The sequence below is a fragment of the Arthrobacter sp. B2060 genome, from assembly GCF_059090445.1.
In genome coordinates this window covers 745,766-772,012 of record NZ_JBNHFR010000001.1, presented here as the reverse complement: position 1 = coordinate 772,012, position 26,247 = coordinate 745,766, and the positions used below count along the sequence as shown (strand labels likewise).

Annotated in this window: 26 protein-coding genes; 15 read left to right on the top strand and 11 right to left on the bottom strand. The window is 65.7% G+C overall.

Annotation, left to right across the window (positions count from 1 at the left end):
- Positions 1–15 precede the first annotated feature (15 nt).
- The 4 genes from AC5RUM_RS03675 to AC5RUM_RS03660 all read right to left on the bottom strand — a co-directional run bounded on the left by AC5RUM_RS03675 (position 16) and on the right by AC5RUM_RS03660 (position 4,919).
- Positions 16–1,344 carry an enolase C-terminal domain-like protein gene (locus AC5RUM_RS03675; protein WP_494033653.1) on the bottom strand — a complete coding sequence of 443 codons (1,329 nt, stop codon included), beginning with the start codon at positions 1,342–1,344 and terminating at the stop codon, positions 16–18.
- Complete coding sequence (locus AC5RUM_RS03670; RefSeq protein ID WP_494033652.1) at positions 1,341–2,966, bottom strand: aldehyde dehydrogenase (NADP(+)); 1,626 nt, start codon at positions 2,964–2,966, stop codon at positions 1,341–1,343. Before AC5RUM_RS03670 ends, AC5RUM_RS03675 begins: the two co-directional genes overlap by 4 nt.
- Positions 2,967–2,974: 8 nt before the next feature.
- Positions 2,975–3,889, bottom strand: a complete 915-nt coding sequence (kdgD, locus tag AC5RUM_RS03665; RefSeq protein WP_494033883.1) for a 5-dehydro-4-deoxyglucarate dehydratase — start codon at positions 3,887–3,889, stop codon at positions 2,975–2,977.
- Positions 3,890–4,034: 145 nt separating this feature from the next.
- Positions 4,035–4,919: a LysR family transcriptional regulator gene (locus tag AC5RUM_RS03660; protein ID WP_494033651.1), complete on the bottom strand. Its 885-nt coding sequence runs from the start codon at positions 4,917–4,919 to the stop codon at positions 4,035–4,037.
- Between the two features lie 146 nt (positions 4,920–5,065).
- Between AC5RUM_RS03660 and AC5RUM_RS03655 the strand changes: the two genes are divergently transcribed.
- The 4 genes from AC5RUM_RS03655 to AC5RUM_RS03640 are packed head-to-tail and all read left to right on the top strand — an operon-like array spanning position 5,066 to position 8,567.
- A complete protein-coding gene (locus tag AC5RUM_RS03655; RefSeq protein ID WP_494033650.1) occupies positions 5,066–6,067 on the top strand; it encodes a Bug family tripartite tricarboxylate transporter substrate binding protein in 1,002 nt (333 codons plus the stop codon).
- Positions 6,068–6,072: 5 nt separating this feature from the next.
- Positions 6,073–6,618, top strand: coding sequence for a tripartite tricarboxylate transporter TctB family protein (locus AC5RUM_RS03650; protein ID WP_494033649.1), 546 nt, complete (start codon positions 6,073–6,075; stop codon positions 6,616–6,618).
- Between the two features lie 9 nt (positions 6,619–6,627).
- The gene (locus AC5RUM_RS03645; protein WP_494033648.1) at positions 6,628–8,166 is read left to right on the top strand and encodes a tripartite tricarboxylate transporter permease; all 1,539 of its coding nucleotides are present in this window, start codon (positions 6,628–6,630) and stop codon (positions 8,164–8,166) included.
- Entirely contained in the window at positions 8,163–8,567 is a 405-nt protein-coding gene (locus tag AC5RUM_RS03640; RefSeq protein WP_494033647.1) for a universal stress protein, read from the top strand. The genes AC5RUM_RS03645 and AC5RUM_RS03640 overlap by 4 nt, the downstream gene beginning before the upstream one ends.
- Positions 8,568–8,677: 110 nt before the next feature.
- Here the strand turns inward: AC5RUM_RS03640 and AC5RUM_RS03635 are convergent, their stop codons facing one another.
- Both AC5RUM_RS03635 and AC5RUM_RS03630 read right to left on the bottom strand, forming a co-directional pair.
- Positions 8,678–11,071: an ATP-binding cassette domain-containing protein gene (locus AC5RUM_RS03635; RefSeq protein ID WP_494033646.1), complete on the bottom strand. Its 2,394-nt coding sequence runs from the start codon at positions 11,069–11,071 to the stop codon at positions 8,678–8,680.
- A gap of 68 nt (positions 11,072–11,139) precedes the next feature.
- Positions 11,140–11,496 carry a VOC family protein gene (locus AC5RUM_RS03630; RefSeq protein ID WP_494033645.1) on the bottom strand — a complete coding sequence of 119 codons (357 nt, stop codon included), beginning with the start codon at positions 11,494–11,496 and terminating at the stop codon, positions 11,140–11,142.
- 235 nt (positions 11,497–11,731) lie between these two features.
- On the opposite strand from AC5RUM_RS03630, the gene AC5RUM_RS03625 reads away from it, so the two are divergent.
- Positions 11,732–11,950: a DUF2188 domain-containing protein gene (locus AC5RUM_RS03625; RefSeq protein WP_400577035.1), complete on the top strand. Its 219-nt coding sequence runs from the start codon at positions 11,732–11,734 to the stop codon at positions 11,948–11,950.
- A gap of 120 nt (positions 11,951–12,070) precedes the next feature.
- Positions 12,071–12,508, top strand: coding sequence for an SHOCT domain-containing protein (locus tag AC5RUM_RS03620; RefSeq protein ID WP_494033644.1), 438 nt, complete (start codon positions 12,071–12,073; stop codon positions 12,506–12,508).
- Positions 12,509–12,519: 11 nt separating this feature from the next.
- On the opposite strand, the gene AC5RUM_RS03615 is transcribed toward AC5RUM_RS03620, so the two are convergent.
- Complete coding sequence (locus AC5RUM_RS03615) at positions 12,520–13,092, bottom strand: MOSC domain-containing protein (RefSeq protein ID WP_494033643.1); 573 nt, start codon at positions 13,090–13,092, stop codon at positions 12,520–12,522.
- An 86-nt stretch (positions 13,093–13,178) separates the two neighbouring features.
- Here AC5RUM_RS03615 and AC5RUM_RS03610 point away from each other — a divergent pair, with 86 nt between their 5' ends.
- Positions 13,179–13,514 carry a hypothetical protein gene (locus AC5RUM_RS03610; protein ID WP_494033642.1) on the top strand — a complete coding sequence of 112 codons (336 nt, stop codon included), beginning with the start codon at positions 13,179–13,181 and terminating at the stop codon, positions 13,512–13,514.
- A gap of 59 nt (positions 13,515–13,573) precedes the next feature.
- Here AC5RUM_RS03610 and AC5RUM_RS03605 read toward each other — a convergent pair whose 3' ends face one another.
- The 3 genes from AC5RUM_RS03605 to AC5RUM_RS03595 all read right to left on the bottom strand — a co-directional run bounded on the left by AC5RUM_RS03605 (position 13,574) and on the right by AC5RUM_RS03595 (position 16,566).
- A complete protein-coding gene (locus AC5RUM_RS03605) occupies positions 13,574–14,830 on the bottom strand; it encodes an RNA polymerase sigma factor (RefSeq protein WP_494033641.1) in 1,257 nt (418 codons plus the stop codon).
- 39 nt (positions 14,831–14,869) lie between these two features.
- A complete protein-coding gene (locus AC5RUM_RS03600) occupies positions 14,870–15,298 on the bottom strand; it encodes a YciI family protein (RefSeq protein ID WP_494033640.1) in 429 nt (142 codons plus the stop codon).
- Between the two features lie 167 nt (positions 15,299–15,465).
- The gene (locus AC5RUM_RS03595) at positions 15,466–16,566 is read right to left on the bottom strand and encodes a LacI family DNA-binding transcriptional regulator (protein WP_494033639.1); all 1,101 of its coding nucleotides are present in this window, start codon (positions 16,564–16,566) and stop codon (positions 15,466–15,468) included.
- A gap of 180 nt (positions 16,567–16,746) precedes the next feature.
- Between AC5RUM_RS03595 and AC5RUM_RS03590 the strand changes: the two genes are divergently transcribed.
- The 6 genes from AC5RUM_RS03590 (at position 16,747) to AC5RUM_RS03565 (ending at position 22,508) form a co-directional block, all read left to right on the top strand.
- The gene (locus AC5RUM_RS03590; protein WP_494033638.1) at positions 16,747–17,607 is read left to right on the top strand and encodes an ABC transporter substrate-binding protein; all 861 of its coding nucleotides are present in this window, start codon (positions 16,747–16,749) and stop codon (positions 17,605–17,607) included.
- Between the two features lie 94 nt (positions 17,608–17,701).
- Positions 17,702–18,490, top strand: coding sequence for an amino acid ABC transporter permease (locus AC5RUM_RS03585; protein ID WP_494033637.1), 789 nt, complete (start codon positions 17,702–17,704; stop codon positions 18,488–18,490).
- A complete protein-coding gene (locus tag AC5RUM_RS03580; RefSeq protein ID WP_400577070.1) occupies positions 18,487–19,263 on the top strand; it encodes an amino acid ABC transporter ATP-binding protein in 777 nt (258 codons plus the stop codon). Before AC5RUM_RS03585 ends, AC5RUM_RS03580 begins: the two co-directional genes overlap by 4 nt.
- Positions 19,263–20,303, top strand: coding sequence for a Gfo/Idh/MocA family protein (locus AC5RUM_RS03575; RefSeq protein ID WP_494033636.1), 1,041 nt, complete (start codon positions 19,263–19,265; stop codon positions 20,301–20,303). The genes AC5RUM_RS03580 and AC5RUM_RS03575 overlap by 1 nt, the downstream gene beginning before the upstream one ends.
- Positions 20,304–20,365: 62 nt before the next feature.
- Positions 20,366–21,481 (top strand): NAD(P)/FAD-dependent oxidoreductase, encoded by a 1,116-nt coding sequence (locus AC5RUM_RS03570; protein ID WP_494033635.1) that lies wholly within the window; start codon positions 20,366–20,368, stop codon positions 21,479–21,481.
- A 94-nt stretch (positions 21,482–21,575) separates the two neighbouring features.
- Positions 21,576–22,508 carry a prenyltransferase/squalene oxidase repeat-containing protein gene (locus AC5RUM_RS03565; RefSeq protein ID WP_494033882.1) on the top strand — a complete coding sequence of 311 codons (933 nt, stop codon included), beginning with the start codon at positions 21,576–21,578 and terminating at the stop codon, positions 22,506–22,508.
- A gap of 155 nt (positions 22,509–22,663) precedes the next feature.
- Here the strand turns inward: AC5RUM_RS03565 and AC5RUM_RS03560 are convergent, their stop codons facing one another.
- Positions 22,664–23,704, bottom strand: a complete 1,041-nt coding sequence (locus AC5RUM_RS03560) for a LacI family DNA-binding transcriptional regulator (protein WP_494033634.1) — start codon at positions 23,702–23,704, stop codon at positions 22,664–22,666.
- Positions 23,705–23,867: 163 nt separating this feature from the next.
- Between AC5RUM_RS03560 and AC5RUM_RS03555 the strand changes: the two genes are divergently transcribed.
- The gene (locus AC5RUM_RS03555) at positions 23,868–24,803 is read left to right on the top strand and encodes a dihydrodipicolinate synthase family protein (RefSeq protein ID WP_494033633.1); all 936 of its coding nucleotides are present in this window, start codon (positions 23,868–23,870) and stop codon (positions 24,801–24,803) included.
- Positions 24,804–24,918: 115 nt separating this feature from the next.
- Positions 24,919–26,232 carry an Nramp family divalent metal transporter gene (locus AC5RUM_RS03550; RefSeq protein WP_494033632.1) on the top strand — a complete coding sequence of 438 codons (1,314 nt, stop codon included), beginning with the start codon at positions 24,919–24,921 and terminating at the stop codon, positions 26,230–26,232.
- The last annotated feature ends 15 nt before the right edge of the window (positions 26,233–26,247 follow it).

Genomic DNA, 26,247 nt, shown 5'->3' with positions numbered 1-26,247 from the left:
TCTAGCGCACTTGCATTAGCGGACGAGGCAGGGGCGCTTCGGGTCGAAGGACCAGCCGTCGATGTAGTACTGCATGCCGATGCTGTCGTCGCGGGCGTCGAGGCCATGCTGCAGATACAGCTCATGCGCCTTGTCGAGGGCATCGCGGTTCAGTTCGATGCCGAGGCCGGGTGCATCCGGAACCTCGATGGCGCCGTTCCTGATCTGCAGCGGGTCCTTGGTGAGGCCCTGGCCGTCCTGCCAGATCCAGTGCGTGTCGAGCGCCGTGATCTCGCCCGGTGCGGCCGCGCCGGTGTGCGTGAACATGGCGAGCGAGATGTCGAAGTGGTTGTTCGAGTGCGAGCCCCACGTGAGGCCGAACTCGTTGCACAACTGCGCCACGCGTACTGAACCGTGCATGGTCCAGAAGTGCGGGTCGGCCAGTGGAATGTCGACGGCGTTGCTGCGGATCGCGTGCGACATTTCGCGCCAGTCGGTGGCTATCATGTTGGTGGCCGTCTTCAGGCCGGTGGCACGCCGGAATTCCGCCATGACTTCGCGCCCCGAGAAGCGGCCCTCCGCGCCGCAGGGATCCTCGGCGTAAGCCACCACGCCCTGCATCCGCTTGCCCAGCCGGATGGCCTCCTCAAGAAGCCACCCGCCGTTGGGGTCGAGCGTGACACGGGCTTCGGGGAAGCGCTTGGCGAGTGCCGTGACGACGTCCACTTCGGCGTCGCCGGACAGCACGCCGCCTTTGAGCTTGAAGTCGCTGAAGCCGTAGCGCTCCTGCGCGGCCTCGGCCAGGGCCACCACTGCTGCGGGTGTCATCGCTTCTTGCCGGCGCAGCCTCTCCCAGCGGTCCGCCGGCGCATCCTCCACGAGGTACGGCAGGTCGGTCCGTCGGCGGTCGCCGATGAAGAAGAGGTAACCGAGCATGGGAACAGAGGTGCGCTGCTGCCCGTCGCCCAGCAGTTCCGCGACGGGAACGCCCAGGAACTGGCCGTGAAGGTCCAGCAGGGCTGATTCGACGGCGGTGACTGCGTGGACGGTGGTGCGCAGGTCGAAGGTCTGCAGGCCACGGCCGCCGGCGTCGCGGTCGGCGAACTCGGCGGCGATCTCGCGCAACAGGGACCGGTAGCGGGCCACCGGCTTGCCGGTGATTAGGGTGCCTGCTTCCTCGATGGTGGTGCGGATCTTCTCCCCGCCGGGAACCTCACCGAGTCCCGTGCGGCCGTCGGAGTCGGTCACGATGACCACGTTCCGGGTGAAGAACGGCCCGTGGGCGCCGCTGAGGTTCATCAGCATGCTGTCGTGGCCCGCAACCGGGACCACTTCCACGCGGGCGACGGTTGGCTGGGCGCTCATGCGTTGACCTCTTCTTTCTCTGCCTGAGCGGCGTCCGTCTGGACAACCGTGCCGTCGACGCGGCGGCTGAGGTGCCAGGGGTTGGTGTCCTGGAGGGGTGCGGGGAGCAGTTCCTGGGGGAGGTTTTGGTAGGCGACGGGGCGGAGGAAGCGGTTGATGGCGAGGGTTCCGACGGACGTGGTGCGGCTGTCTGAGGTGGCGGGGAAGGGGCCGCCGTGGACCATGGCGTGGCCGACTTCGACGCCGGTGGGCCAGCCGTTGACGATGATGCGTCCGACTTTCTGCTCCAGCGCCGGGATCAGGGGTGCCGCCGTCGGGTAGTCCTCTTCGGTGAGCTGCAGCGTGGCGGTGAGCTGGCCCTCGAGCCGGCTGATGGCGGTGAGGAGTTCCTCGGTGGTGGAGTAGCGGATCACCAGGGACGCCGCGCCGAAGATCTCCTCGTGCAGCACGTGGTTGGACACGAAGGTGCTGATCTCGGTGCCGAAGATGGCCGGTGCGGGAGCGTTCTCGGTGCCACCTTGGGTGCCTTGGCCCACGAGATCGACGCCGGCTGCGGCGCCGAGCGCTTCGGCGCCGGCGTTCCGGGAGTCGGCGATGCCCTCTGTGAGCATGGTCTGCCCGGCACAGCCGGATACGGCGCGTCCGACGGCGGCAGCTAGTTTGTCTCCTGCCTCACCGGCCGGGGCAAACAGGAGGCCGGGGGAGGTGCAGAGCTGGCCTGAGCTGCCGGTGACGGCGGTGACGTACTGCTGGGCCAGCGCGTCGATGTGTTTGGTGGAGCCGTTGAGGGCGCCGGGGAAGACGAAGACCGGGTTCAGTGAGGACATCTCGGCGTAGACCGGGATCGGTTCGGGGCGGGCGGCGGCGGTTTGCATCAGGGAGACGCCGGCGGCCCGGGAGCCGGTGAAGCCGACGGCCTTGATGGCCGGGTCGGACACGAGGGCTTGGCCGATGCTGGCGCCGGGGCCGTAGACCAGGGAGAAGACGCCGGGGTGCAGCCCGGTGTCCTTGACGGCCTTGACGACGGCCTGGGCGACGAGTTCGCCGGTGCCGGGGTGGGCGTTGTGGGCTTTGAAGACGACGGGGCAGCCGGCGGCGAGGGCCGAGGCGGTGTCTCCTCCCGCCGTCGAGAAGGCCAGCGGGAAGTTGCTCGCGCCAAAGACCGCGACGGGGCCGAGCGGGATCTGGCGCTGGCGGATGTCCGCGCGGGGCAGCGGGGTGCGGTCGGGAATGGCGGGGTCGATGCGCACGCCGCGGAAGTCGCCCTGGCGGACGACGGTCGCGAAGAGGCGCAGCTGGCCGGTGGTGCGGGCGCGTTCGCCCTGCAGCCGGGCCGCGGGGAGGCCGGTTTCCTGGCCTGCGCGGATGATCAGTTCCTCGCCGATGGCATCGATGTTGTCCGCGATCGCGTCCAGGAACGCGGCGTGCGTCTCGGGATCCAGGGTACTGAAAGACGGGAAAGCCTCGGCCGCGGCGGAGGTTGCCTCCTTGAGCTGGTCTTCAGTGATCAGCGTGTAGGCGGGCTCGAGCCGCTCATTCGTGGCCGGGTTGAATCCAAAAGCGGTTTTGCCTGCGCCCGGGACGGGCTCTCCGGCGATCAGTGAGTGTCCGTTGAGTGTCATGGTTGCTCCTAGGAGACGGTGGCGATGAGGGCTTTGAGGTCGGCGAGGTCCTGCGCGGCGAGGTTTTGCAGCGGCGGGCGGACACCACCTGCGGAGCGGCCGATGACGTCGAGGCCGGCCTTGACGATCGAAACGGAGTATCCCTTGACCCGGTCGCGGATGTCCAGGTACGGGATAACGAACTCGTTGAGCTTCTTGTTGACGGCCACGCGGTCGTTGTTGCGGACGTCCTCGTAGAAGTCCAGGGCGAACTGCGGGACGAAGTTGTACATGGCGCTGGAGTACGTGCTCATGCCCAGCTGCAGCAGCGGAAGTGCGAAGGTTTCCGCGGTGGGGAGGCCCCCGAGGTAGAACAGGCGGTCGCCGAGCTTGGCATAGACGCGGGCATCGTGCTCAAGGTCGCCCACACCGTCCTTGAAGCCGATCAGGTTTTCGTGCCGGTCGGCCAGGGTGGCCACGGTGGTGTCCTTGTAGATGGCGTTGGCGCGGTTGTAGATGATCACGCCGAGCGACGTGGCACGGCAGACGGCGCTGACATGCTCAACCAGGCCGCCCTGGTCCGCCTCGGTGAGGTACGGCGGGAGGAGCAGGATGCCGTCGGCGCCCGCCGCTTCGGCCGCCTTTGCATTCTCGATGGCCTGGGCGGTGGACCCGCCGGCTGACGCCAGGACCGGAACCGTGTTGCCGACTTCCTCGACGGCGGCACGGACGACTCGTTCCGACTCGGCAGGCGTGAGGGAGAAGCCTTCGCCGGTCCCGCCGGCGGCGAAAAGCCCGGCCACCGGGTAGCTGGCCTGCCACGCGAGGTGCTTGCGGTAGTTTTCCTCGTCAAACTGCAGTTCTGCATCGAAGGAGGTCACGGGGAAGGAGAGCAGCCCGTTCTTGAGTGTGTCGGCAAGTTCCTGGGGTGAGTATTTGGCCACGGGGTGGTCCTCCATGTCGGCGCCGCTTCGGTGCGGCGAATGAGTTCGTTCCTTCCACACTAGGGAGGCATTTGATGCCTGTCTAAGTTCATTTTTGTATGCACTGATACCGTCCCTGCATCATTCAAACTACGGACTTCGGCGCTCAGTTACCGCGGAACTCCAGCCCATGCAGCAGGCGGGAGAGCGCGGGGTTTCGAATGTTGCGGTTCCAGATGGCATGGAGTTCCACGGGATCCTCCACGCTGCTCTTCAACGGAAGGAACTCGACTGCCTGGATGCCCAGCAGCGTGGCGGAGTGCGGAACGAAGGCCACACCCCGTTTTGCGGCGACGAGCGAGACCATGGTGAGGATCTGGCTGACCGTGTGGACCACATTCGCGTGCTGCACAGGAATCATGCGGACCACGAGGTCATAGAAGTACCGGGCCTGCGTTGGCGAGTGCATGATGAGAGGTTCGTTCTTGAGGTCCTCATGAGTGATGTCGCGACCCAGGTCAGCGAGCGGGTGGCCTGAGGGCACCGCCAGCACCATGGCTTCCCGGTACAGGAGGTGGGAATCGAAGATTTCGCTGTCGAAGGGCGGGCGGGCCAGGCCAAGATCCAGTTCGCCGGTCTGAAGTCCCATGATCTGCTCGCCGGTGACGAGCTCCTGCAGATCGAGGTCGACGTCCGGAAGGATTTCCGCGGCCTCCTCGAGCAAGGGTCCCAGGATGCTGAACCCGCTCGCGGCGGTAAAGCCGATACGCAGATGCCCTGACCGGCCGGACGCTATCCGGCGGGCCGTGACCGGTGCCCGTTCCGCCAGTGCGACCAGCCGGCGGGCCTCGTCCAGGAAGGCCCGGCCCGCCGGAGTCAACTCGACTTTCCGGTTGTCACGCTCAAGCAACTCGGCGCCCACTATTTTCTCAAGCTTCTGGATCTGGCGGCTGAGGGGCGGCTGCGTCATGTTGAGCCGCTCCGCTGCGCGGCCGAAGTGCAGCTCTTCGGCGACTGCGATGAATCCTGCAAGCTGGTCGAACGTAAACATGATGCCTTCCCGGTATTACCCGATGCATATTTGGGCTTAGACACGCATCATACCGGCTCCCTACACTCGAGAAAGCGAGCCGGCCGTGACCCGGTTCACACTACTTACCGGGCACCCCCCGCCCGCAGTGCAAACGAGGAGTTTCAATGACGCACTTCCCCTCCCGCCGTTCCATTCTCGGAGCAGCATCCGCCGTAGCGCTGATGGCCCTGACTGCCTGCGGCAATGTCGCCGGCGGCGGCGCCGATACATCGAAATACCCGAGCGGACCGGTTAACCTCACCGTTGGCCAGGCTCCCGGCGGCAGCACCGATCTTATTGCCCGCGCCATTTCAGAAGGCGCCTCAAAGACCCTGGGCGCCCCGATGCCCGTAGTCAACAAGCCCGGTGCCAACGGTGCCTTGGCCTCCAAGGAGGTGGCGGGCAAGCCGGCTGACGGCCAGAACCTGATCCTGCTCAACGCCTCCCTGATCACCATCACGCCGCTGGCCGTGACCGCGGACGAGGCTGTGAACATTGATGATTTCGATGTCATCGCCGGTTTATCCCAGGATGACTACGTGCTGGTGGCCAGCGAGAAATCCGGCTTCAAAACCATCAAGGACGTGACAGGGGCGGGCCGCAACATCACGTTCGGCACCACCGGCGTGGGGACCGGAAGCCAGCTGGCACAGACCGTGCTTTTCAAGCAGGCGAATGTCAAGGGCACCGACGTTCCCTTCGACAGCGGCAAGCCGGCATTGACTGCTGTCCTTGGCAACCAGGTGGAGCTGGCGACCATCCAGCTCGGCGAGGCAATGCCCCAGATCAAGGCCGGCAAGGTTGCTCCGCTGCTGGTCTTCTCGGAGGAGCGCAACACCTTCCTGCCGGATACGCCCACCGCCAAGGAATCGGGCTACGACGTTCCGGTAGCCCAGTACCGGGCAGTCGCCGCGCCCAAGGGCACGCCGCAGGAGGTCAAGGACAAGCTGGCGGCAGCGTTCCGGGAGACCTTCAAGTCGGACGCTTACAAGGCATTCAATGAGCAGAACCTGCTGACGCCGAAGGAAATCTCCGGTGAGGAAGTTGTCACGCAGTGGAAGGACTACGCCGCGAAGTACAAGGCACTGGTGGAGAAGTACAGCATCAGCCTGAGCGGAACGAAGTGATTTCTGTGAAGCCAACACCCCCAGTGCCCGACGGCGGAGCGCTCCCCGGGGTCGACCTGGACGATCTCACGCCGGAACAGCTGGCGGCCCAATGGGAAGAGGAAAAGCCGCCCGCCGCCGGGGCTCTGGCCAACGCGGCCTCCTCGCTGGTGGTTCTCGGCCTGGGCGCCGGTGCCATCATGCTGTCCCTGGCGATGGGACTGGGCACGCCGGCAGCCCCGCAACCCGGACTCTGGCCGTTCATCATCAGTTGCGTGATGGTGGCGCTGGGCCTCTTTCAGCTGGTTATCGGCCGGCGCAACCGGGACGCGGAGAAGTTCACCCGCATGTCCATGGCGCCCCTGACCGGCCTGGTGACACTGGCCCTCATGGTCGCGCTGATGCCGACAATCGGATTCGAACTGCCGGCGTTGGCGCTGTGCATCGTCTGGATGCGGTTCCTGGGCAGTGAAACCTGGCGCTCCACGCTCGTGGTGAGTGCCGTCGTCGTTGGCGCGTTTTACGGGCTCTTTGTCCTGGCGCTCAACACTTCCATCCCCCATCTCTTCTAGGAGACACCCGTGGATTTTCTGAATCCCGTGATCAACGGATTTGCGGTTGTCCTGGAGCCGACAAACCTCCTGTACTGCCTCATCGGCGTCGTGATCGGCATGCTGATCGGTGTGCTGCCGGGCCTCGGCCCGGCTGCCACGATCGCCATTCTGCTCCCGCTGACCTACAACGTGGAGCCGGTGACCGCCATCATCATGCTGGCGGGTATCTTCTACGGCGCGCAATACGGCGGAACGATCACTTCGGTGCTGCTCCGGCTTCCCGGCGAGGCCTCGTCGGTGGTGACGGTATTCGACGGCTATCAGATGGCCCGGCAGGGCAAGGCCGGCACCGCATTGGGACTGGCCTCCATCGGATCCTTCGTCGGCGGCACCGCCTCCATCATCGGTCTGACCTTCCTCGCCCCGATCGTGGCGAGCTTTGCCCTGGACTTCGGCGCGCCGGAGTACTCCGCCCTGGCCCTGCTGGGGATCCTGCTGGTGGCAACGATCAGCAGCGGCGCGAAAACCAAGGCGCTCATCGCCGCAGCACTCGGACTGCTGCTGGCCACCGTCGGCCGCGACGTCTTCACCGGCGAGAGCCGCTTCACGTTCGGCAGCCTGGAGCTGGCCGACGGGATCGACTTCGTGCCGATCGCCATGGGCATCTTCGGCCTTGGCGAGATTCTGTACAACCTGGAGGAACGCCACCGTGCCGCCAAAGCGCCGTCCAAGGTCGCCAATGTATGGCCGTCACGCAGCGACCTGAAACAGGCCTCCGGTTCGATAGGACGCGGCTCCATCCTGGGCTTCTTCCTTGGCATTCTGCCGGGCGGCGGCGCCACGATTTCGTCCATGGCCTCCTACGCCATGGAAAAGAAGCGGGCCAAGCAGCCGGAACGCTTCGGCAAGGGAGCACCCGAGGGCGTTGCCGGGCCCGAGACGGCGAACAATGCAGCTGCCACCTCCTCCTTCATCCCGCTGCTCACGCTCGGGATCCCGGCCAACGCCACCATGGCTTTGATGTTCGGAGCGCTGCTCATCCAGGGTGTGACCCCAGGCCCGCAGTTGGTGGAGGAGAACCCGGACCTCTTCTGGGGCGTCGTGAACTCGATGTATATCGGCAACATCCTGCTGCTCATCATGAGCCTGCCGCTCGTGGGCCTCTTCGTGAAGATCCTGCGCGTCCGCGCCGCGATCCTGGCCCCCGTCACGGCACTGATCACCCTGCTCGGCGCCTACACGATCAATAACAGCATGTTCGACGTAACGCTTGTGGTGGTGTTCGGCGTCATCGGCTACCTGATGAAGAAGTTCGGCTTCGAGCCCGGTCCGCTGGTCCTGGCGTTCGTGCTGGGTTCGCTGCTCGAAAGTTCGCTCCGCCGCTCGCTGCTGGTCTTCGGCGGCGATCCGCTCGGCTTCTTCGGCAGGCCGATCTCGGCAACGCTGCTCGCAGTGTTCGTCCTGGTGGCCGTGCTGCCGGGGATCCGGAGCATGCTGGTCAAGCGCAGGGCAGTTGCTTCCGGCGAGCCAGAGCCCGGTACCGTACAAATCAAGGAGAAGGTATGAGCATCATCGTCGGTTTCGTCCCCACGCCCGCCGGTGAGGCGGCCTTGAGTGCGGGCATTGCCGAGGCGCAGCTCCGGAAGCAGGACCTCGTGATCGTCAACTCAGCCCGCGAGGGCGCGCTGGTGGATAAGTCCGTGGCACCGGTGGACGTGCTTGCCCAGGCCTCCCGGCGGGCGGCGGAGGCGGGCGTGAAGGCCACTGTGATCCAGCCGCCCTACCAGCACGACCTGGCAGACGAGTTCCTTGAGGTCGCCCGTGAAGCCAACGCCTCGCTGATCGTCATTGGCCTGCGGCACCGGTCGCAGGTGGGCAAGTTCATCCTCGGCAGCCACGCGCAGCGGATCCTGATGCAGGCCGACCGCCCCGTGCTCGCGGTCAAGGCGGGCGACGGCCACTTTTAGTTTGTGGCCACCGCATGGAACGAGGCGGGCCGGCAATCCAACACGGTTGCCGGCCCGCCTCTGTTCTGTCCCCAGTTCTTGGCGGTTGACGTTCTTCCGCGAGACTTCGATCAGGTGCCGACGTAGGCCGCCAAGTGCTCTCCGGTCAGGGTGGACCGGGCGGACACGAGATCGGCGGGTGTGCCCTCGAAGACGATCCGGCCGCCGTCGTGCCCGGCACCGGGACCGAGGTCAATGATCCAGTCCGCGTGGGCCATCACCGCCTGGTGGTGCTCGATGACGATCACCGACTTGCCGGAGTCGACCAGGCGGTCGAGGAGGCCGAGCAGATTCTCGACATCGGCGAGGTGGAGCCCGGTGGTCGGTTCGTCGAGAATGTAGACATCGCCTTTTTCGGCCATCTGGGTGGCCAGCTTGAGCCGCTGCCGCTCACCGCCGGACAGTGTCGTGAGCGGCTGGCCGAGGGTGAGGTAGCCGAGGCCGACGTCGGCGAGCCGGTCCAGGACCTTGTGGGCAGCCGGTGTGCGTGCTTCGCCGTCGTTGAAGAACTCCTCGGCCTCGGCCACCGACATCGCGAGCACTTCCGCAATGTTGCGGCCGCCCAGTGTGTACTCCAGCACCGCCGCCTGGAACCGCTTCCCCTCGCACTCCTCGCAGGTAGATTCGACTGTGGCCATGACGCCCAGCTCCGTGTAGATGACGCCGGCGCCGTTGCAGGTGGGACAAGCACCTTCGGAGTTGGAACTGAAGAGCGCCGGCTTTACCCCGTTGGCTTTGGCGAATGCCTTGCGGATCGGTTCGAGCAGGCCAGTGTACGTCGCCGGGTTACTCCGTCGCGAACCGCGGATCGCACCCTGGTCGATCACCACCACGCCCTCGCGGCCGGCGACCGAACCGTTGATCAGCGAGCTCTTGCCGGAGCCGGCGACGCCCGTGAGCACGCAGAGCACCCCGAGGGGGATGTCGACGTCCACGTTCTGGAGGTTGTTCGTCGATGCGCCGCGGACCTCCAGCGCGCCGGAGGATGAACGCACCGAGTTCTTGAGCCGTGCCCGATCGTCGAGGTGGCGGCCGGTGATGGTGTCACTCTCCCGCAGCCCATCCAAGGTGCCCTCATAGCAGACGGTGCCGCCCCCGGTGCCGGCGCCGGGGCCGAGGTCGACGACGTGGTCAGCGATCGCGATGGTCTCCGGCTTGTGCTCCACGACGAGTACGGTGTTGCCCTTGTCACGCAGCTGCAGCAGCAGCCGGTTCATCCGCTCGATGTCGTGGGGGTGGAGGCCGATGGTCGGCTCGTCGAACACGTAGGTGACGTCAGTGAGGGAGGACCCGAGGTGGCGGATCATCTTGGTGCGCTGCGCCTCTCCACCGGACAGCGTGCCGGCCGGGCGGTCCAATGAGAGGTAGCCCAGCCCGATTTCGGCGAACGAGTCGAGCAGGTGCCGCAGTCCTTTGAGGAGGGGTGCGACCGACGGCTCCTTCAGCTCGCGGACCCAGCCAGCCAAGTCGCTGATCTGCATCTCGCACAGGTCGGCGATGTTCTTGCCCTGGATTTTCGAGGACCGCGCCTCCGGGCTGAGCCGCGTGCCATCGCATTCCGGGCAGGCCTGAAACGTGATGGCACGCTCCACGAAGGCCCGGATGTGAGGCTGCATCGCGTCGACATCCTTGGAAAGCATTGATTTCTGGATCTTCGGGATCAGGCCCTCATACGTCAGGTTGATGCCCTCGACCTTGATCTTGGTCGGCTCCTTGTAGAGGAGGTCGTGCATCTCCTTCTTGGTGAACTTCGCGATCGGCTTGTCCATGTTGAAGCCGGCGCCACTGAAGATGCGTCCGTACCAGCCGTCCATGCTGTAGCCGGGGACCGTCAGGGCACCCTCGCCGAGCGACTTGCTGTCGTCGTACAGCGCAGTGAGGTCGAAGTCGGAAACCGAGCCCATGCCCTCGCAGCGCGGACACATGCCGCCCAGGTACACAGCGCCCTGCACCACACTCTTCTCGACGCGGCCGCCTGCTTTCTCGGTGCTCATCACCCCGCTGGCCTTGCGTGTGGGGACGTTGAAGGAGAACGCCGTGGGTGGCCCGACGTGCGGCTGTCCCAGCCTGCTGAAGAGGATGCGCAGCATCGCATTGGCGTCGGTCGCCGTGCCGACGGTGGAGCGCGGGTTGGCCCCCATCCGCTCCTGGTCGACAATGATCGCCGTCGTCAGGCCTTCGAGGAGATCGACGTCCGGCCGCGACAGCGTTGGCATGAAGCCCTGGACAAAGGCGCTGTAGGTCTCGTTGATCATCCGCTGCGACTCCGCGGCGATCGTGCCGAACACCAGGGAGCTCTTGCCCGATCCGGAGACGCCGGTGAACACCGTCAGCCGGCGCTTCGGGATCTCGATGCTGACGTCCTTGAGGTTGTTCACCCGCGCGCCCTGGACGCGGATCAGATCATGGCCGTCGGCGACGTGCTGCGTGGGCTCCTGCGTGTCAATACTGGTGGCCATGCTCATCGTGTCTCCATCTGTTGATCGGGGCGGCAATCGTCGTAGCGGCTCGAGTGCCGAGGGGAGTACCAGGCTCAGCTGTCCTGAAGCAGCCCCAGGACGTTTCCATCGGGGTCGGTGACGGTGGCCACCAGGCGGCCGCCGCCGACGTCGTGCACGGGTTCCTTCACGGTGGCGCCGGCAGCGGTCACCTCGGCAAGCTTGGCTTCGATGTCCGGCACATGCCAGTAGGCCACGGGTGAGGTCATGCCCTGCGGTCCACCGCCCGGCACCAGCCCGATGTGCTGGCCCGCGGTGTCGAAGCCGACATAGTAGGGGCCGTCGGCCTGCGGCGGCACGCCGAGGAGGGCCGTGTACATGCTCTTGGCCGCAGCCAGGTCGGACACGGGATGCAGGACGGTCTTGATTCCTTGGGTGGAAGAGTCGGTCATGGTCACTCCTATGGTCCTGGGCCCCATTCGACCCGGTGCTTACGGTGTGATGTGGATGGGATTCATGCTAGCCGCAGCTCCTTGCGGACGCGTGCTGTCTGCCCCATTTTCTTGAGCCGATCTTGCGTTGACTCTGTCCGGGTCTTGAGGCTCCGGGGTGAGACTGTGATCGGCGGCCGTGCAGCAGCGTCGCGGCCGGCGTGTAGCACCGATGATTCTTGGGGAAGGATCTGTGATGGCCGGAAGCAATGTCGAGACGTTCTACGAAGACCTGTTGTGGAAAACCCGCCGTGAAGGGAGCGCTCAATCCCTCGTCGTGAGCACGAATCAGTCCGAGGCGCTGGATGCCGGAAGGCGAGCCGCTGTGCGCGACAGGGTCGACCACCTCATCCGCGACGTCGACGGCACACTCCTGTGTCAAAACAGCTACCGCGACCTTCCAAACCGCTACTAGCGCCGACCGGGGCCCGGCGTGGCCGGTGCGTCGGGACGCCCATGCGAACTGGGGTCCCGGCGCCCGGGTTCTTGGCAGATATGATTTCCCTCAATCACTTGCGTTTTCCAAGGGGGAGACATGGAAGGTACCGTGCGGCACGACCCCAGGACGCGTCGCGGCTGGATCTGGCCTATTGTCGCCGGATTCGCTGTCTCGGTCACCGGCATCATCGTCGGCCTGCAGAAGGTGGGCCCCCTTTGTGGCAGCCCGCTGATTCCGCCAAGCCGTCAGGCTGAAATTTTCGACGCGCTTCGAAGCGGCTCACGGGTGGCCAGTGAGTGCTACCGAAAAATCGATGAGGCTGCGGCTCCCGTCTGGATGCTGATCGCCGCGGGCATCGTTATGGTCCTGACCGCGGTGATCATCCGGGTTGTCGCGATCAACCGGTTCACGGCCGCCTCTGCCGTTCCGTCGGTGGCGTCACAGATCGAGGACCTGGAGCGTCGGTACCGTGATGGCCTGATCAGCACCGAGGAGTTCGACGCCAAGCGGGCCCGGCTGCTCAACCAGCTTTAACGAAGCAACGCCTAAGGAAGCCGCGTCGGCCGCAGCAGGGTGGGGGCGCTGGCGCTTTGGGGGTCGAGCGGCACAGGGCTGATGAGCACGGCCGGCCCGCGGTGCAGGTTGCCGTCCGAAAGGGGTTGACAGCGGATGCCTCCCCGCCCGCGCATGGCTTTGTGGGCGCCGGGAGCGAGCATCTGATCCATCCAGGCGCAGGGGTGGGCAGGACGCCCGGCCCTGAGCCGCAGCAGATCACCGCGCGATTCCAGCGCGAACTCCTTGCCAAGCAGCGGAGCCAGGTGGGCGCCCCTGAGGACTACGTTGCGTCGCGTCAGGAGCGGGTCGAATGGTGCGACTCCCAGTTCCACGGCCATGGCATCGAGGGCCTCGACCGCGATCAGGGTTACTGCTGCATCCATATGCGCGGCCTTGCCGAAGAACCGATCACCGACAATGCCTTTGCCGGCTACCAGCTCCACCCGGTCGGCGTCGGTCGTCGGGACGTCTGCGGCTCCCTCGCGTGCACGGCCAAAGTACGCGTGCGCCGGCGACACCAGCAGATGCAGGATCTCCACGTCGTAACTGTAGGTGACTGTCACACAACAATCTTCCCGGATGTGGGGGATTTGTGGGTGCCTGGGCATCGTCGGCTTAGAATCGACAGTAGTCAACCACTGAGGGAATCATGAAGAAACTCACCACCGCCCTGCTGGCCGCAGGGCTTCTCCTGTCCGCTTCCGCCTGCGGCTCACCGCAGCTTTCCACGGCGGAAACCTGCGACCGGGTCAGGACTGTAGTTTCCAGCCCCACGGGAAACATGGGCAAGACCGGCATGATCAAGCTTGCCAACCAGATCCGGCCGATCGAGGCCGTGTCCTCGAACGACCTGAAGCCGGCCCTGCAGGCAATCCTGGAGTACGCGGACGAGTCCGTGAAAGAGCACCCTGACAACGCAAAGCTCACCGAGCTTACTGCCGCGTACCAGGAAGCGGGCAGCACGTACAGCAGATTCTGCAGCTGATTTCTGCGGGCCGGTGCTGCTGGCGCCAAGAAAGCGGACTCAAGGCCTGAACCAGCAGGTCAGAGGTCGGCTGCCCTGGCCTCGAGGACGGCCCGGGTGCGGTCGTTCCTGGCTAAGGCGGCCGCCGTCGTAAATTCCGCGCGGGCTTCGTCGGTCCGTCCCAGCCGGACGAGCAGTTCGGCGCGGACGCTGGGCAGCAGATGCCCTCCGCGCAGGGCGCCGTCCGAGGCGAGCCTGTCCACAATAGATAAGGCGGCGGCGGGACCCGTCGCCATGGACACGGCCACGGCCCGATTGAGTTCCACAACGGGGCTCGGCGCCACACGGCCGAGCACCTCATAGAGCAAGACAATGCGCGCCCAGTCCGTCTCCTCAACGCTTGGCGCCACCGCATGGCATTCGGCGATGGCGGCCTGCAGGGCATAGCTGCGGCGGCCCCGCCCGAACCCGTCGGCCCGGGCAAGGGCTGCACGGCCCCGCCCGATCTGGCCACGGTCCCAGCGGGTGCGGTCCTGGTCCGCCAGCAGGATGGGCGTGCCGTCAGGACGGGTGCGGGCGGCGAAGCGTGAGGCTTGGAACTCCATGAGTGCCACGAGCGCATGGGCTTCGGGCTCGCGCGGAACCAGCCCGGCGAGAACGCGACCGATCCGCAAGGCCTCGTTCGCCAGATCGGGGCGGATCCACCGGTCTCCGGAGGTGGCCGAATAGCCCTCGGTGAACATGAGGTACACGACCCCCAGGACCGCGCCCAGCCTTCCGCCCCATTCGTGTGGTTCGGGGACCTCGAAGGGCACCTGTGCTGCCGCCAGGGTTTTCTTGGCCCGCACGATCCGCTGCTGCACGGTGGCCACCGGAACGAGGAACAAGCGGGCGATCTCGTCCGTGGTCAGGCCGCCCACCACCCGCAGCGTCAGCGACATCTGCGCCTCGCGGGAGAGGACGGGATGGCATGCCGTGAAGACGAGCCGCAGCGCGTCGTCGTCCACGGGCTCCCATGACAGGCCTTCAACGTCCGAGAGTCCGTGGGCGATGGTGCGGTAGCGCTCATCCAGCATCTCGGCCCGCCGCCAGGCGTCGACGGCCTTGCGTTTGGCGACGGCGGTGAGCCAGGCGGCGGGATTTCGCGGGACGCCCGTCCCGGGCCACTGGGCCAGGGCATCGGCCACGGCCTCCTGGGCCAGATCCTCGGCAAGACCGAAATCCCGGGTGGCCCTGGCGAGGGCCGCGATGATGCGGGGACCTTCGATGCGCCACAGCGCATCGATCCGGCGGCGGACTGCCGCGCCCGCCGCCTCGATCGCGGCTTCCTCATTCACCGGGGCCTCCTGGCTCACTGCCGCTTCGCCGGCCGGGGATCAGGCCTGGCCCAGCTCCTCGCGCCAGAGCGCCTCCTTCTGGATGTACTCGTTGTCCGCGAAGTCTGCGAAGTCATCAGCTTCTGCAACGCGGCGGACCTCCAGCTTCGAGCCCGGTCCGAGCGGGCAGCGGCTGGCCCATTCGGCAGCCTCCTCCTTGGAGGCGACCTGGACTATCCAGAACCCGTTGAACAGCTCGTGCGTTTCACCGTAGGGGCCGTCCGTGACCACGGGGGGCTCCTCGGAGAAGTCGACCACAAAGGCGGAGCCCTCTGAAAGGTCAGCGAGGCCCTCGCCGGCCAGCATGACACCGGCCTTGATGAGTGATTCGTTGTAGGCGCCCATCTTGTTGAGGATCTCCTCGAACGGGACCTTCTTCGATTCCTCAATTGCCTCGTCGGTGGCGCGCATGATGAACATGTACTTCATGGGATTTCTCCTTTGACTGGATGAGGACGCCGTGTGCGTCCTTCTACTATCCCGTCGAACGGGGCTGCCGGGAATCGACACAGGCACGAAAAGTTTTTGAAGTCTCAGCGGCAGGCGGTCCCGCTATTGGGTTGAACGCATTTCCAGCGGGCGGTGCCACTTCGTCACTACACGGCAGGCACGGCGGCAGAGTCCCCGGCTGCGGCCGGCACTATACCGACCGATCCCCGATGGATCAGCTTCGCATTGAACTCCGGGGCCGGGGCCACGGGCGGGCGGCCCTCGATCTGCCGGATCAGGGCGGTCGCCGCCGCGGCCCCCATCTCGTAAACGGGCTGCGCCACAACCGTCAGGGGCGGCGTGGTGAGGCGCGTCCACGCGAAATCGTCGTACATCATGAACGAGACATCGCCAGGGACAGCCAGCCCCAGTTCCTGGATGGCCTCCACGACGCTCAGTGCGATCAGTCCGTCCGAGGCGACGACGGCGGTGGCCGCGTCGTCGCCGAGGAGGACCTCGCGTGTGAGGTTCCGGATGGATTCGGCGGCGCCGGCGTTGAGCCGCACCAGGTCCTCCGGAAACGCACATCCGGCATCGGCAAAGGCCCGCCGCATCCCGTCCAGGCGATCCGCGATCTGGGAGGAGTCCAACCGCATGTCCACGCTGTAGGGGGCGTCGGTGCGCAGCGTTGAGATGAAGGCGATCCTCCTGTGCCCGGCATCAAGGAGGTGGCGGGTGGACTCGTACGCGATGGCTGCCATATCGACGGCGACCGTCTCCACATTGAGGCCCTCCGCGGCTCGGTCCAGCAGAACCAGCGGCCGCCCCGAATCGTGGACCCGCCGCAGATGTTGGGTTTCCACGGAGGACGCGGGGGCAACGATGAGGCCGTCGACCCGCTTGTCCAGGAGCACCCGCACGGCGTCCACTTCCGCCGCCGTGTTCTCGTCGGTGTTGATCAGGATGACGTTGAACCCGCTCTTCTTGGCAGTGTCCGTGATGCCCCTGGTGGCGAGTCCGAAATGGGGGTTTTCGATGTCGCCCACCACCACCCCGATGGTGTGGGATTTTCCCGTGTTCATGCTGCGGGCCAGTTCGTTCGGCCGGTACTCCAGCTCTTCCGCGGCCGCGAGAACCCGCTCACGCACGTCCTCGCTCACGGCCCCGTAGTTGCCCAGGGCGCGGGCGGCCTGGGCCTTGGATACCTGGGCAGCCTTTGCGACGTCGGCGACTGTTACGTCCCGCCGTCTGGCTCCGTCACTGCTCATGTTCACCTTTCCAAGGAGGGCTGTTGACGCGGCCTGTGAGTTCCGCTACATTTTCATTCAATCGATGTGAGTCCGGTCTCAATCGTAGGGACTGAGACCGGACTCAGCAAGAGCTTCATCGACCAAATCCTTTGGCGGCCCTGACAGCACCGCTTTCCCTCCCACGATTGGACAAACGCTGTGATCAAACTGAACTTCCGCCCGGCAGCCGTTGCTGCGGCAGCCCTGGCGGCGATCCTCGCCCTTTCAGGCTGCGGCGGATCGTCATCGGCCAATTCGACGCCTGCCGAGAACCCGTATGGCCTGATCGAACCGGGCACCATCCGGGTGGCAAGCCTGGGCGATTCGAAGCCGTATACCTTCACCGACGCGCAGGGTAACTTCACCGGTTTCGACGTCGAACTCTTCAAGGACGTGGCCCACCGTGCAGGCGTAGACAATGCGGTCTTCACCGGCCAGGACTTTTCCGGACTGCTTGCCGCGGTGGCCAACGGCCAGTTCGACGTCGGCGTGGCCGCGATCGGCATCACGGACAAGCGCAAGGAAACCGTTGACTTCTCCGAGGGCTACCTTGCCGGATACCTGACGGTCATCACCACCAAGACCTCGGGCATCAAGGACGTTGACGGTCTTTCCGGCAAGCGCCTGGGCGTGGTCCAGGGAACGCTGCAGGAAGCCTACGCGGTGAAGAACTTCACGTCGGCAAACCTGGTGCGCTTCCCTGACAACAACACCGCCATCTCCGCCGTGAACAGCGGCTCCGTGGACGCCCACTTCCTGGACTACGAGGCAGCCAAGGCGTACCAGGAGCAGTATGGCCTGGTCAGCGCCGCAGACATCCCGTCCTTCGACGCCCCTGCGGGTTTTGCCGTGGCCAAGGGCAAGACCGCCCTCAAGGAGGCGCTGAACAAGGGCCTCGCGGAAGCGATGGAGGACGGGACCTGGAAGAAGCTCTACCAGAAGTGGTTCCCCGGTTCGCCGATGCCTGAGCAGTACCTGCCGAAGGCCGAGCAGACCGCGTCCCCGGCCCCCAGCAAGTAAGCCCCCAAGGGCAACCAAGCCAACCGGCTTTCCGGGCGGGCCGCCCTGCGCGGCCCGCCCGGGACCCCTAAGCGAACTACGTCTGAGAGCAACCATGGACTGGCTCAACACCATCATCCGAACTTTCTTTGACTTCGGCGCAATGGCCGAAGTGCTGCCCCAGCTACTGGGCGTGGGCCTCCTCAATACCCTGATCATCTCCATCGCCGCCACCATTCTGGGTGTGGTGCTGGGCATGGTGATCGCCGTCATGGGCATCTCGCCGTCCAAGTGGCTGAGGGTTCCGGCCCGGATTTACACTGACCTCTTCCGGGGCCTTCCCGCAATCCTCACCATCCTGCTGATCGGACAAGGCTTCGCGAGGTTCAGCCAGTCCGTCTTCGGACCGTCGCCGTACCCCCTCGGCATCATCGCACTGAGCCTTATCGCCAGCGCCTACATCGGCGAGATCTTCCGCGCCGGCATCCTCAGCGTGGACAAGGGGCAGGGCGAGGCCTGCCGCGCACTGGGCATGAGCTACGCCAAATCCATGGCCCTGGTGGTGGTGCCGCAAGGCATCCGCCGCGTGCTCCCCGCCCTGGTGAACCAGTTCATCGCCATCGTCAAGGACTCTTCCCTGGTCTACTTCCTGGGCCTGCTGGTCAGCGAGCGTGAACTGTTCCGGGTTGGCCAGGACGCCGCCGTGCTGTCCGGCAACCTCTCGCCGCTGGTCATGGCCGGCATCTTCTACCTGGTGATCACGGTGCCGCTGACCCACCTGGTGAACTACTTCGACAACAGGTTCCGCACCGGCCGCCGCCGCCCGTCCGCACCCACCAGCGGGCTGAAGGAAGTCAAGGAACTCGACGCGGCCTCGCCGCTGATTACCGGGAGCAACACATGAGCCTCGCAAGCAATACGGCCAATACTGCCGCGGAAAGCAGCACGTTCCACGGTTCAAGCCTGGAACTGAAGAACCTGACCATGGCTTACGGGGACATTGAGGTGCTCCGCAACGTCAGCCTCACGGTGGCCCCCGGCACCACCACGTGCATCATCGGACCGTCCGGCTCAGGCAAGTCCACGCTGCTGCGCGGGATCAACCGCCTGCATGAACCCAAAAGCGGTGACGTGCTGCTGGCCGGGGAGAGCGCCCTGAAGGTCAAGCCCGACATCCTTCGGGCCCGCATCGGCATGGTGTTCCAGCACTTCAACCTCTTTCCCGACCACACTGCGCTCGAGAACGTGGCCCTGGCTCTCTGGAGCGTCAAAGGAATGCCCAAGGCCGAGGCAAGGGAACGTGCCCGCAGCCGCCTCGCCGAGGTGGGACTCGCCGAACGCGCCGACCACCGGCCCCGGGACCTCTCGGGCGGACAGCAGCAGCGTGTCGCCATTGCCCGGGCCCTGGCCATGGAACCCGAGGTGATGCTCTTCGACGAGGCCACCAGTGCGCTGGACCCCGAACTGGTCAAGGGCGTGCTGAACCTCATGGCCGGACTGGGCCGCCGCGGGATGACCATGGTGGTGGTTACGCACGAGATGGGCTTCGCCCGCAAGGTCGCGGACCAGGTGGTCTTCATGGATGAGGGCGAAGTGGTGGAGGCCGGCACGCCGGCCGAGCTCTTCGACAACCCGCGCAGTGAACGGCTGCAGCGCTTCCTTTCGGAGGTGCTGTGATGCGAACCGTGACAACGGCACCCATCCGCACAGCCGTCGTCGGCTTTGGCATCTCGGGGAAGGTCTTCCATGCGCCGCTGATCGCAGCCGATCCGGGCTACTCCCTGGACATGATTGTGACGTCGGATCCGGAGCGCGCCGCTGAGGCCGCGCGGCTCTACCCGAGGGCCAGGGTGGTTCCCACACCCGAGGCGCTGTTCGCCCTCGCCGCCGATCTCGACCTTGTCGTCCTCGGCACTCCGCCGCTCACGCATTTCGACCTCGCGGCCACGGCCATTGCCCACGGCCTCCATGTGGTGGTGGACAAGCCGTTCGTCACAACGGCGGCGCACGGTGAAGAGCTGATCGCCAGGGCGTCCGACGGCGGTGTGCAGCTGACGGTGTTCCAGAACCGGCGGTGGGACGCCGATTTCCTGACGCTCCAAAAGCTCGTACACGAAGGCGCCCTTGGGGAAGTCCGCACTTTCGAGTCGCGTTTCGAGTGGTGGCGGCCGGACGGCTTTGGAAACTGGCGGGACACTGCCGGGTTGACCGAAGGCGGCGGCATCCTCAACGACCTCGGCGCCCACCTGATCGACCAGGCCATCCAGCTGTTCGGCCCCGTTGGGGAAAGCTACGGGGAGACAGCAAACTACGGGCATCCGGATGGTGCCGACACCGAGGCCTTCGTGTCACTGCGCCATGAATCCGGCGTCCGGTCCAGGCTGTGGATGAACGGCATGGCGGCCCAGGTCGGCCCGCGCTTCCACGTTCTCGGTTCCACGGCCGGCTACACCAAATGGGGCCTGGACAGCCAGGAGGCAGCACTGGCGGCGGGCATGTCGCCGTCGGATCCCGGGTACGGCGTTGACGCCCAGGAGTCTTGGGGGCTTCTGGGAGTGGACGGTGCTGCCGTGCCGGTGCCGGCAGCGAAAGGCGGGTACCCCGGTTTCTACGCCCGGCTCGCTGCTTCGCTCCGGGGTGAAGGGCCGCTGCCGGTGGACCCCGCGCAGCCGCTCGAAACCCTCAGAATCATCGAAAAAATTCACGCCTTCGCGTAGCCCGCCCGCATTTACCTGGCCGCACGGCCAAAAGCACCAGAACACAAAGAAAGGGACAACGCATGTCCTCCACCACCAAACGTGTCGCCGTCATCGGCGGCGGCATCCTGGGTGTCTCCACCGCTGTCCACCTGCTCCGCGAGGGCGCGTCCGTGACGCTGCTGACTGAGCGTGGCCTCGCGAGCGAGGCCAGCGGCCGCTCGCTGTCCTGGCTCAATTCGGCGGGCGAGCGGTCAACGCCGTACCACCTGCTGCGCCTCGCGGGTATTGACCGGTACCGCACGCTCTTCGCCGCAGATCCCCACCGCGAGTGGCTGCAGTTCGGCGGCGGCCTCATGTGGAACGCGGCCGGGCAGCGGGAGGATACTGAGGCCCGCCACGCGTACGAGAAGTCCGTGGGGTACGACTCAGTGTTGCTGGCACCGGAAGACGTTGCCGCCGCCACGCCCGGCATCGACGCCGGGGCCATTCCGGAGAATGCCATTTTCAACCCGGGCGAGGGCTGGGTCAGCCTGCCGGACCTTGTGGAATTCCTGATGGAGGAGTTCCACGATCGCGGCGGCAAGCTGGTCGTGAACGTCGGCAAGGCCTCCGTCGTGACCGATGGTGGGCGGGCGGTCGGCGTCGAAACGGCGGGGGGCGAGACGTACGACGCCGACGCTGTGCTGGTGGCGTGCGGAGCGGCGACACCCGCTGTCGTCGCGCCCCTGGGCGTGGAGATCCCGAACGGTTCACCGGTGTCCATGCTCGTGGTGACCAAGCCGGTGGACCACGACGTGCGGGCTGTGATGAACACGCCGCGTGCCGCCGTGCGGCCCAACCCGGGCAGCACCTTTGCGCTGGACCATGACTGGTACGAAGAGCACATCACGGAGCACGCGGACGGCACCTTCAGCATCCCTGATGACGTCGTCCAGGAACTTGCGGATGAAGCATCCAAGCTCATCGCCGGAAACCCCGAGCTGAAGCCGGCGTCGTGGAAGATCGGATACAAGCCCATCCCTGGCGACGGCGAACCTGTCTTCGGCGAACTGGGCCAAGTGCCGGGCTGCTTCGTGGCCTTCACCCATTCCGGTGCCACGCTGGGGCTCATCGCCGGCGAGCTGCTCGCGGGGGAGATTCTGACCGGAAACAGGCACCCGATGCTGGCCACGTTCCGGCCGGGGCGGTTCTCCTGACCGTAAATTCCTGAACCGGAACTGCTGCATGTGAAGAATAGGGCGACGGCGCCGCCGTCGTCCTATTCTTTGTACCCGGGTGTACTTTGAGGGGATGGAGGTCCTCGACTGGCTGCTCGATTCCGACCCTTCGATCCGCTGGCAGGTGCTGCGCGACCTTGCGACCGCGCCGCCCGAGGAGGTGTCCGCCGAGCGTGCCCGCGTGGCCAGCGAGGGTTGGGGCGCCCGCCTGCTCGCGCTGCAGGGTGCGGACGGGCAGTGGGACGGCGGCACGTACTACCCGGCGCGGTACGACGATTCGGCGCCCGGCCAGCCCTGGACCGCGACGACCTACAGCTTGCTGCTCCTGCGTGAGTTCGGACTTGACCCCGACAGTGATGAGGCCCGCCGCGCCGTCGCACTCGTGCGGGAAAACAGCCGGTGGGAGGAGGGGGACCAGCCCTTCTTCGAAGGGGAAGTGGAGCCGTGCGTCAACGGCATGGCGGTCACCCTCGGAGCTTATTTCGGACAGAATGTCGACGGCGTGGTGTCGCGTCTGCTCGGGGATCAGCTGACCGACGGCGGCTGGAACTGCGAGGCGGAAAACGGCTCCACACGGTCCTCGTTCGGGAGCACGATCAACGTGCTCGAGGGGCTGCTCGAGCACGAACGGGCGACGGGCGGGTCGCCGGCGACTGTTGCGGCCAGGAAGCGCGCTGAGGAGTACCTGCTGGAGCGCGGACTCCTGCGCCGGAAATCCACCGGCGAGCTGATCAACGCGGAGTGGCTGCACTTCTCGTACCCGACCCGCTGGTTCTATGACGTGCTTCGGGGCCTCGAGTACTTCCGGGCAGTGGGCGGTCCGCCCGACGAGCGTATGGCCGAGGCGGTCGGTGTGCTCCGTTCCAGGCGGCAGGCCGATGGCACCTGGCTGCTGGAGAACACCCACCCCGGGAGGATTCATTTCTCAATGGAGGACGGCGACGGACGCCCCAGCAGGTGGAACACCCTCAGGGCGCTGCGCGTGCTCAGGTGGTACGGAGAGTGACGGACAAGGAACTGCCGGTCCCGGTACCGCCTTGGGGAGTGCGGTGCCGGGCCGGCATACTGGCCGAGCCATTCGGAAGGGCACCCGTTCCGGCCAGATGCCCATAGTGTGGCAGCCCCGCCTTGCAGAAAGCTTGCGGCACCCTGCAGAGGCGGCTAGGAACGAACCGGTGTTGTGGAGTGCCCGGGGGGGCCGCTCGATTCGCGCGGGATGAGTGTTGGCATGGATTTTCGAATTCTTGGTTCCCTGTCGGGATTCACGATGAGGTCGATCGCGTTGCCGGCGATCTGGTCCAAGGGCACGCGCACCGATGACAGCGGCGTGGAGAGCCGGGACGAGAGGGGTATGTCGTTGTAACCAACCAAGGCCAGGTCTTCCCCGACCGTGACATGGAAGCGGTGGGCCGCTGCGATGAGGCCCATGGCCAGGTTGTCGTTGGCCGCGAACACTGCACTGGGGCGCCGTCCGGTGGGGCTGCCCAGGAGTGATTCTCCGGCGGAGAACCCGTTTTCTATGCCGTAGCCGACGGCGAGCAGCCATTCTTCCGGGGGCGTGATGCCCGCTTCCGCCAAGGCTCTCCGGGCACCGGCGAGGCGGGCGGTTCCGGTGGACGTGAAGGCCGGGCCGGTCACGACAGCGATGTCACGGTGGCCGAGGTCGATGAGGTGGCGGACTGCCAAGTAACCGCCCACTTCATCGTCGCCTAACGCAGAGGGGCTGACCCCGTCGGTGCGCAGCACCAGCGCGTGCGCCACGCCCCGTTCGCGCAAGCGGCGGGGGAGTTCGTCATCGATTCGGGCCGTGGCCAGAATCAGCCCGTCCACGTTGCGGTCGAGCAGGGTCTCTGCGGCACGGCGTTCATCATCAGGGTCATCACCGCTGGTGGCAACCATCGCGAAATAGCCGCGGTCCGACGCCGCGCGCTCGAGCTCCTCGAACATCAGGGCCATCACGGTGTCGCTAAGGCGGGGGACGAGCACTCCGAGGGTCCGGGTTTCACCCCTGCGCAGGCTTGACGCGAACGAGTTCCGGCGGTATCCGAGTTCCTCCGCCACTTTGCGGACATGCGCCGCAGCTGCCGAGCGCGATGCGGTGCCCCGTTCGTCCAGTGCGCGGCTGGCCGTGGAAAGACTCACTCCGCTGGCCGCCGCAACGTCCTTCAAGGTGACGTTCGTGCCTGGGGCAGCCGGTTCCATGTGAATTCTCCTGTTCGGAATTGTCCTAGTAGACACTCTATTTCCTCCTCGTTCGGAACTTGCCCCTTGACAGTGAGCTGAACCACACCGCAGAATGAAAACGTTCCCGCAAACGTTCTCACATCCTAGCGGGACTTCGACCAACAAGACAGAGGAAGCTCTTATGACCATGGACCTCCGCGGGCTGGTTCCCGCACCTGTAACGCCGTTCAACCGGGACGGCAGCGTCGACGTCGACGCGATCCACCGCCTCGGGGGCTGGCTGGCCAGCGTCGAGGGCGTCAAGGGCCTCGTGGTTCTCGGGCATGCCGGTGAAGGGACATTCCTGACCCAGGATGAGCAGGCCCTGGTCATCCGCGAGTTCAAGAACGCCGTCAACGGCGAGATCCCGATCATCGCGGGCATCACCGGTGAGGGCAACACCGTTGCTGCCTTGGAAGCTAAGCGTGCCGTTGAGGCAGGCGCCGAGGCAGGTCTGGTCTACCCGTCCCACGGCTGGCTCCGCTTCGGTTACCAGAAGGGCGCCCCGCAGACCCGCTACAAGGAAATCTACGAAACCTCAGGCCTGCCGCTGATCCTCTTCCAGTACCCGGATGCCACCAAGGCAACCTACGACTTGGAAACCCAGCTGGAGATCGCCGGCATGGAGGGCGTGTTCGCTACCAAGAACGGCGTCCGCAACATGAAGCGCTGGGACACCGAGATCCCGGTCCTGCGCGAAACTTACCCCGATCTGCAGATTCTGACCTGCCATGACGAGTATCTGCTTCACACCATGTTCGACGTCGACGGCGCCCTGGTGGGCTACGGCGGGCTCGCCCCGGAACCGCTCGTGGAGCTGATCGCCGCCGGCAAGGCCAAGGACTACGCAGCCGCCCGCGCCATCCACGACCGCCTGCTGCCCGTGACCAAGAACGTGTACCACCGCGGGTCTCACATGGAAGGCACCGTCGCCCTCAAGGAAGGCCTCATTGCCCGCGGCATCCTCGAGCACTCCACCGTCCGGCCGCCGCTGCTTCCCCTGGCCGAAGGTGCAGGAGAGGAGATCGCGAAGGCCCTGCAGTCCGCCAATCTGGGCAACGTCACCGTACCTGCGTAACATCGCAACTCAGGGGTGGCGGGTCGACAACGGCCCGCCACTCCTCTCATAAGCTTCACGCTCCCACCGGTCAAAGAGGACCCCAGCAACGCAGCTGGAGAAGGAGGACTCGCCCATGCGCGAGCACAACAAGACCGCCCACGCAGTAAAGGTCCTGCCGGGGCATGCGGTCAGCAACGAACAAGCTTCATCTGCATCCGATTCACTGACAACTGACGCTCCGAAGCGGCGGACCTTCCTTGGTTACCTCGCGCTCATGGGCCCGGCCTTCGTCGTCGGAGCCTGGCAGTTCGGTCCCGGCAACCTCACCACCGCAGTGCAGGCCGGCAGCCGATTCGACTACAGCCTCGTCTGGGTCATCGCCGTCTCCACCATCCTCATGATCTTCTTCACCGACATGAGCGTCAGGCTCGGCATCGCCACACCCATCTCCCTGATCACCTCCATCAAAGACCACCTCGGCAAATGGGTGGGCGTCCTTGCAGGCTTCGGCGTCTTCGGCATCACACTGATGTTCTCAGTCGGCAACGCCGTCGGATCCGGCCTGGGACTCTCGTTGATATTCGGCGGGTCACCGGTCCTCTGGACGGTCGTCTGCACCGCCGCCGTCGGCTTCGTCCTCGCCTTCAAAAATGTCTACGGAATCGTCGAAAAAGCCCTACTGGTTATCGTCGTACTCATGGGCATCGCCTTCATCGCCAGCACCGTGGTCGCCCAACCCGACTGGTACCGCTCCATGGAAGGCATGGTCCCGCAACTGCCCGCCGGCAGCGAAATCCTCATCGTGGCACTCGTCGGAACAAACTTCTCCATCAACGCCGCCTTCTACACCTCCTACGGCGTCAAGGAACACCGCCGCACCCGGGCCGACTACCGCGACATCACCCTCGTCGACACCATCCCCGGCATCGTCGCACCCGGCATCATGACCGCCCTCGTCATCATGGTCGCCGCCGCCGTGCTCGGCAAGACCGGAGCCGAGGCCGGGACCATCAACGCCCTCGCCTCCATCTTCACGCCCCTCGCCGGCCCTGTCGGAGCGATGCTCTTCGCACTGGGACTCTCGGGCGCCGCTTTCTCGTCCATGATCGCCAACGCCACCGCCGGCGGCACCATGCTCTCTGACGCCCTCGGCCGCGGCGCCAAGGCAGGATCACCCGTAGCCCGCATCGTCACCGGGGTGATCCTGGCCTTTGGACTGATCATCACCCTGTCCTTCCAGTCATCACCCGTCGGTCTGATTGTCATCGCCCAGTCCCTCACCGTCCTCATCGCACCACTGCTGGGCATCCTGATCGCCGTTATGGCCAACAAAACCGCTGTCATGGGAGAGCTCCGCAACAAATGGTGGCACAACCTGTTTGGCGCCATCGGACTCATCGCCATCATCGCCTCCTCAGTGCGCCTCATCACCACCCTGCTCGGATAGCAGTCCCCAACCAGA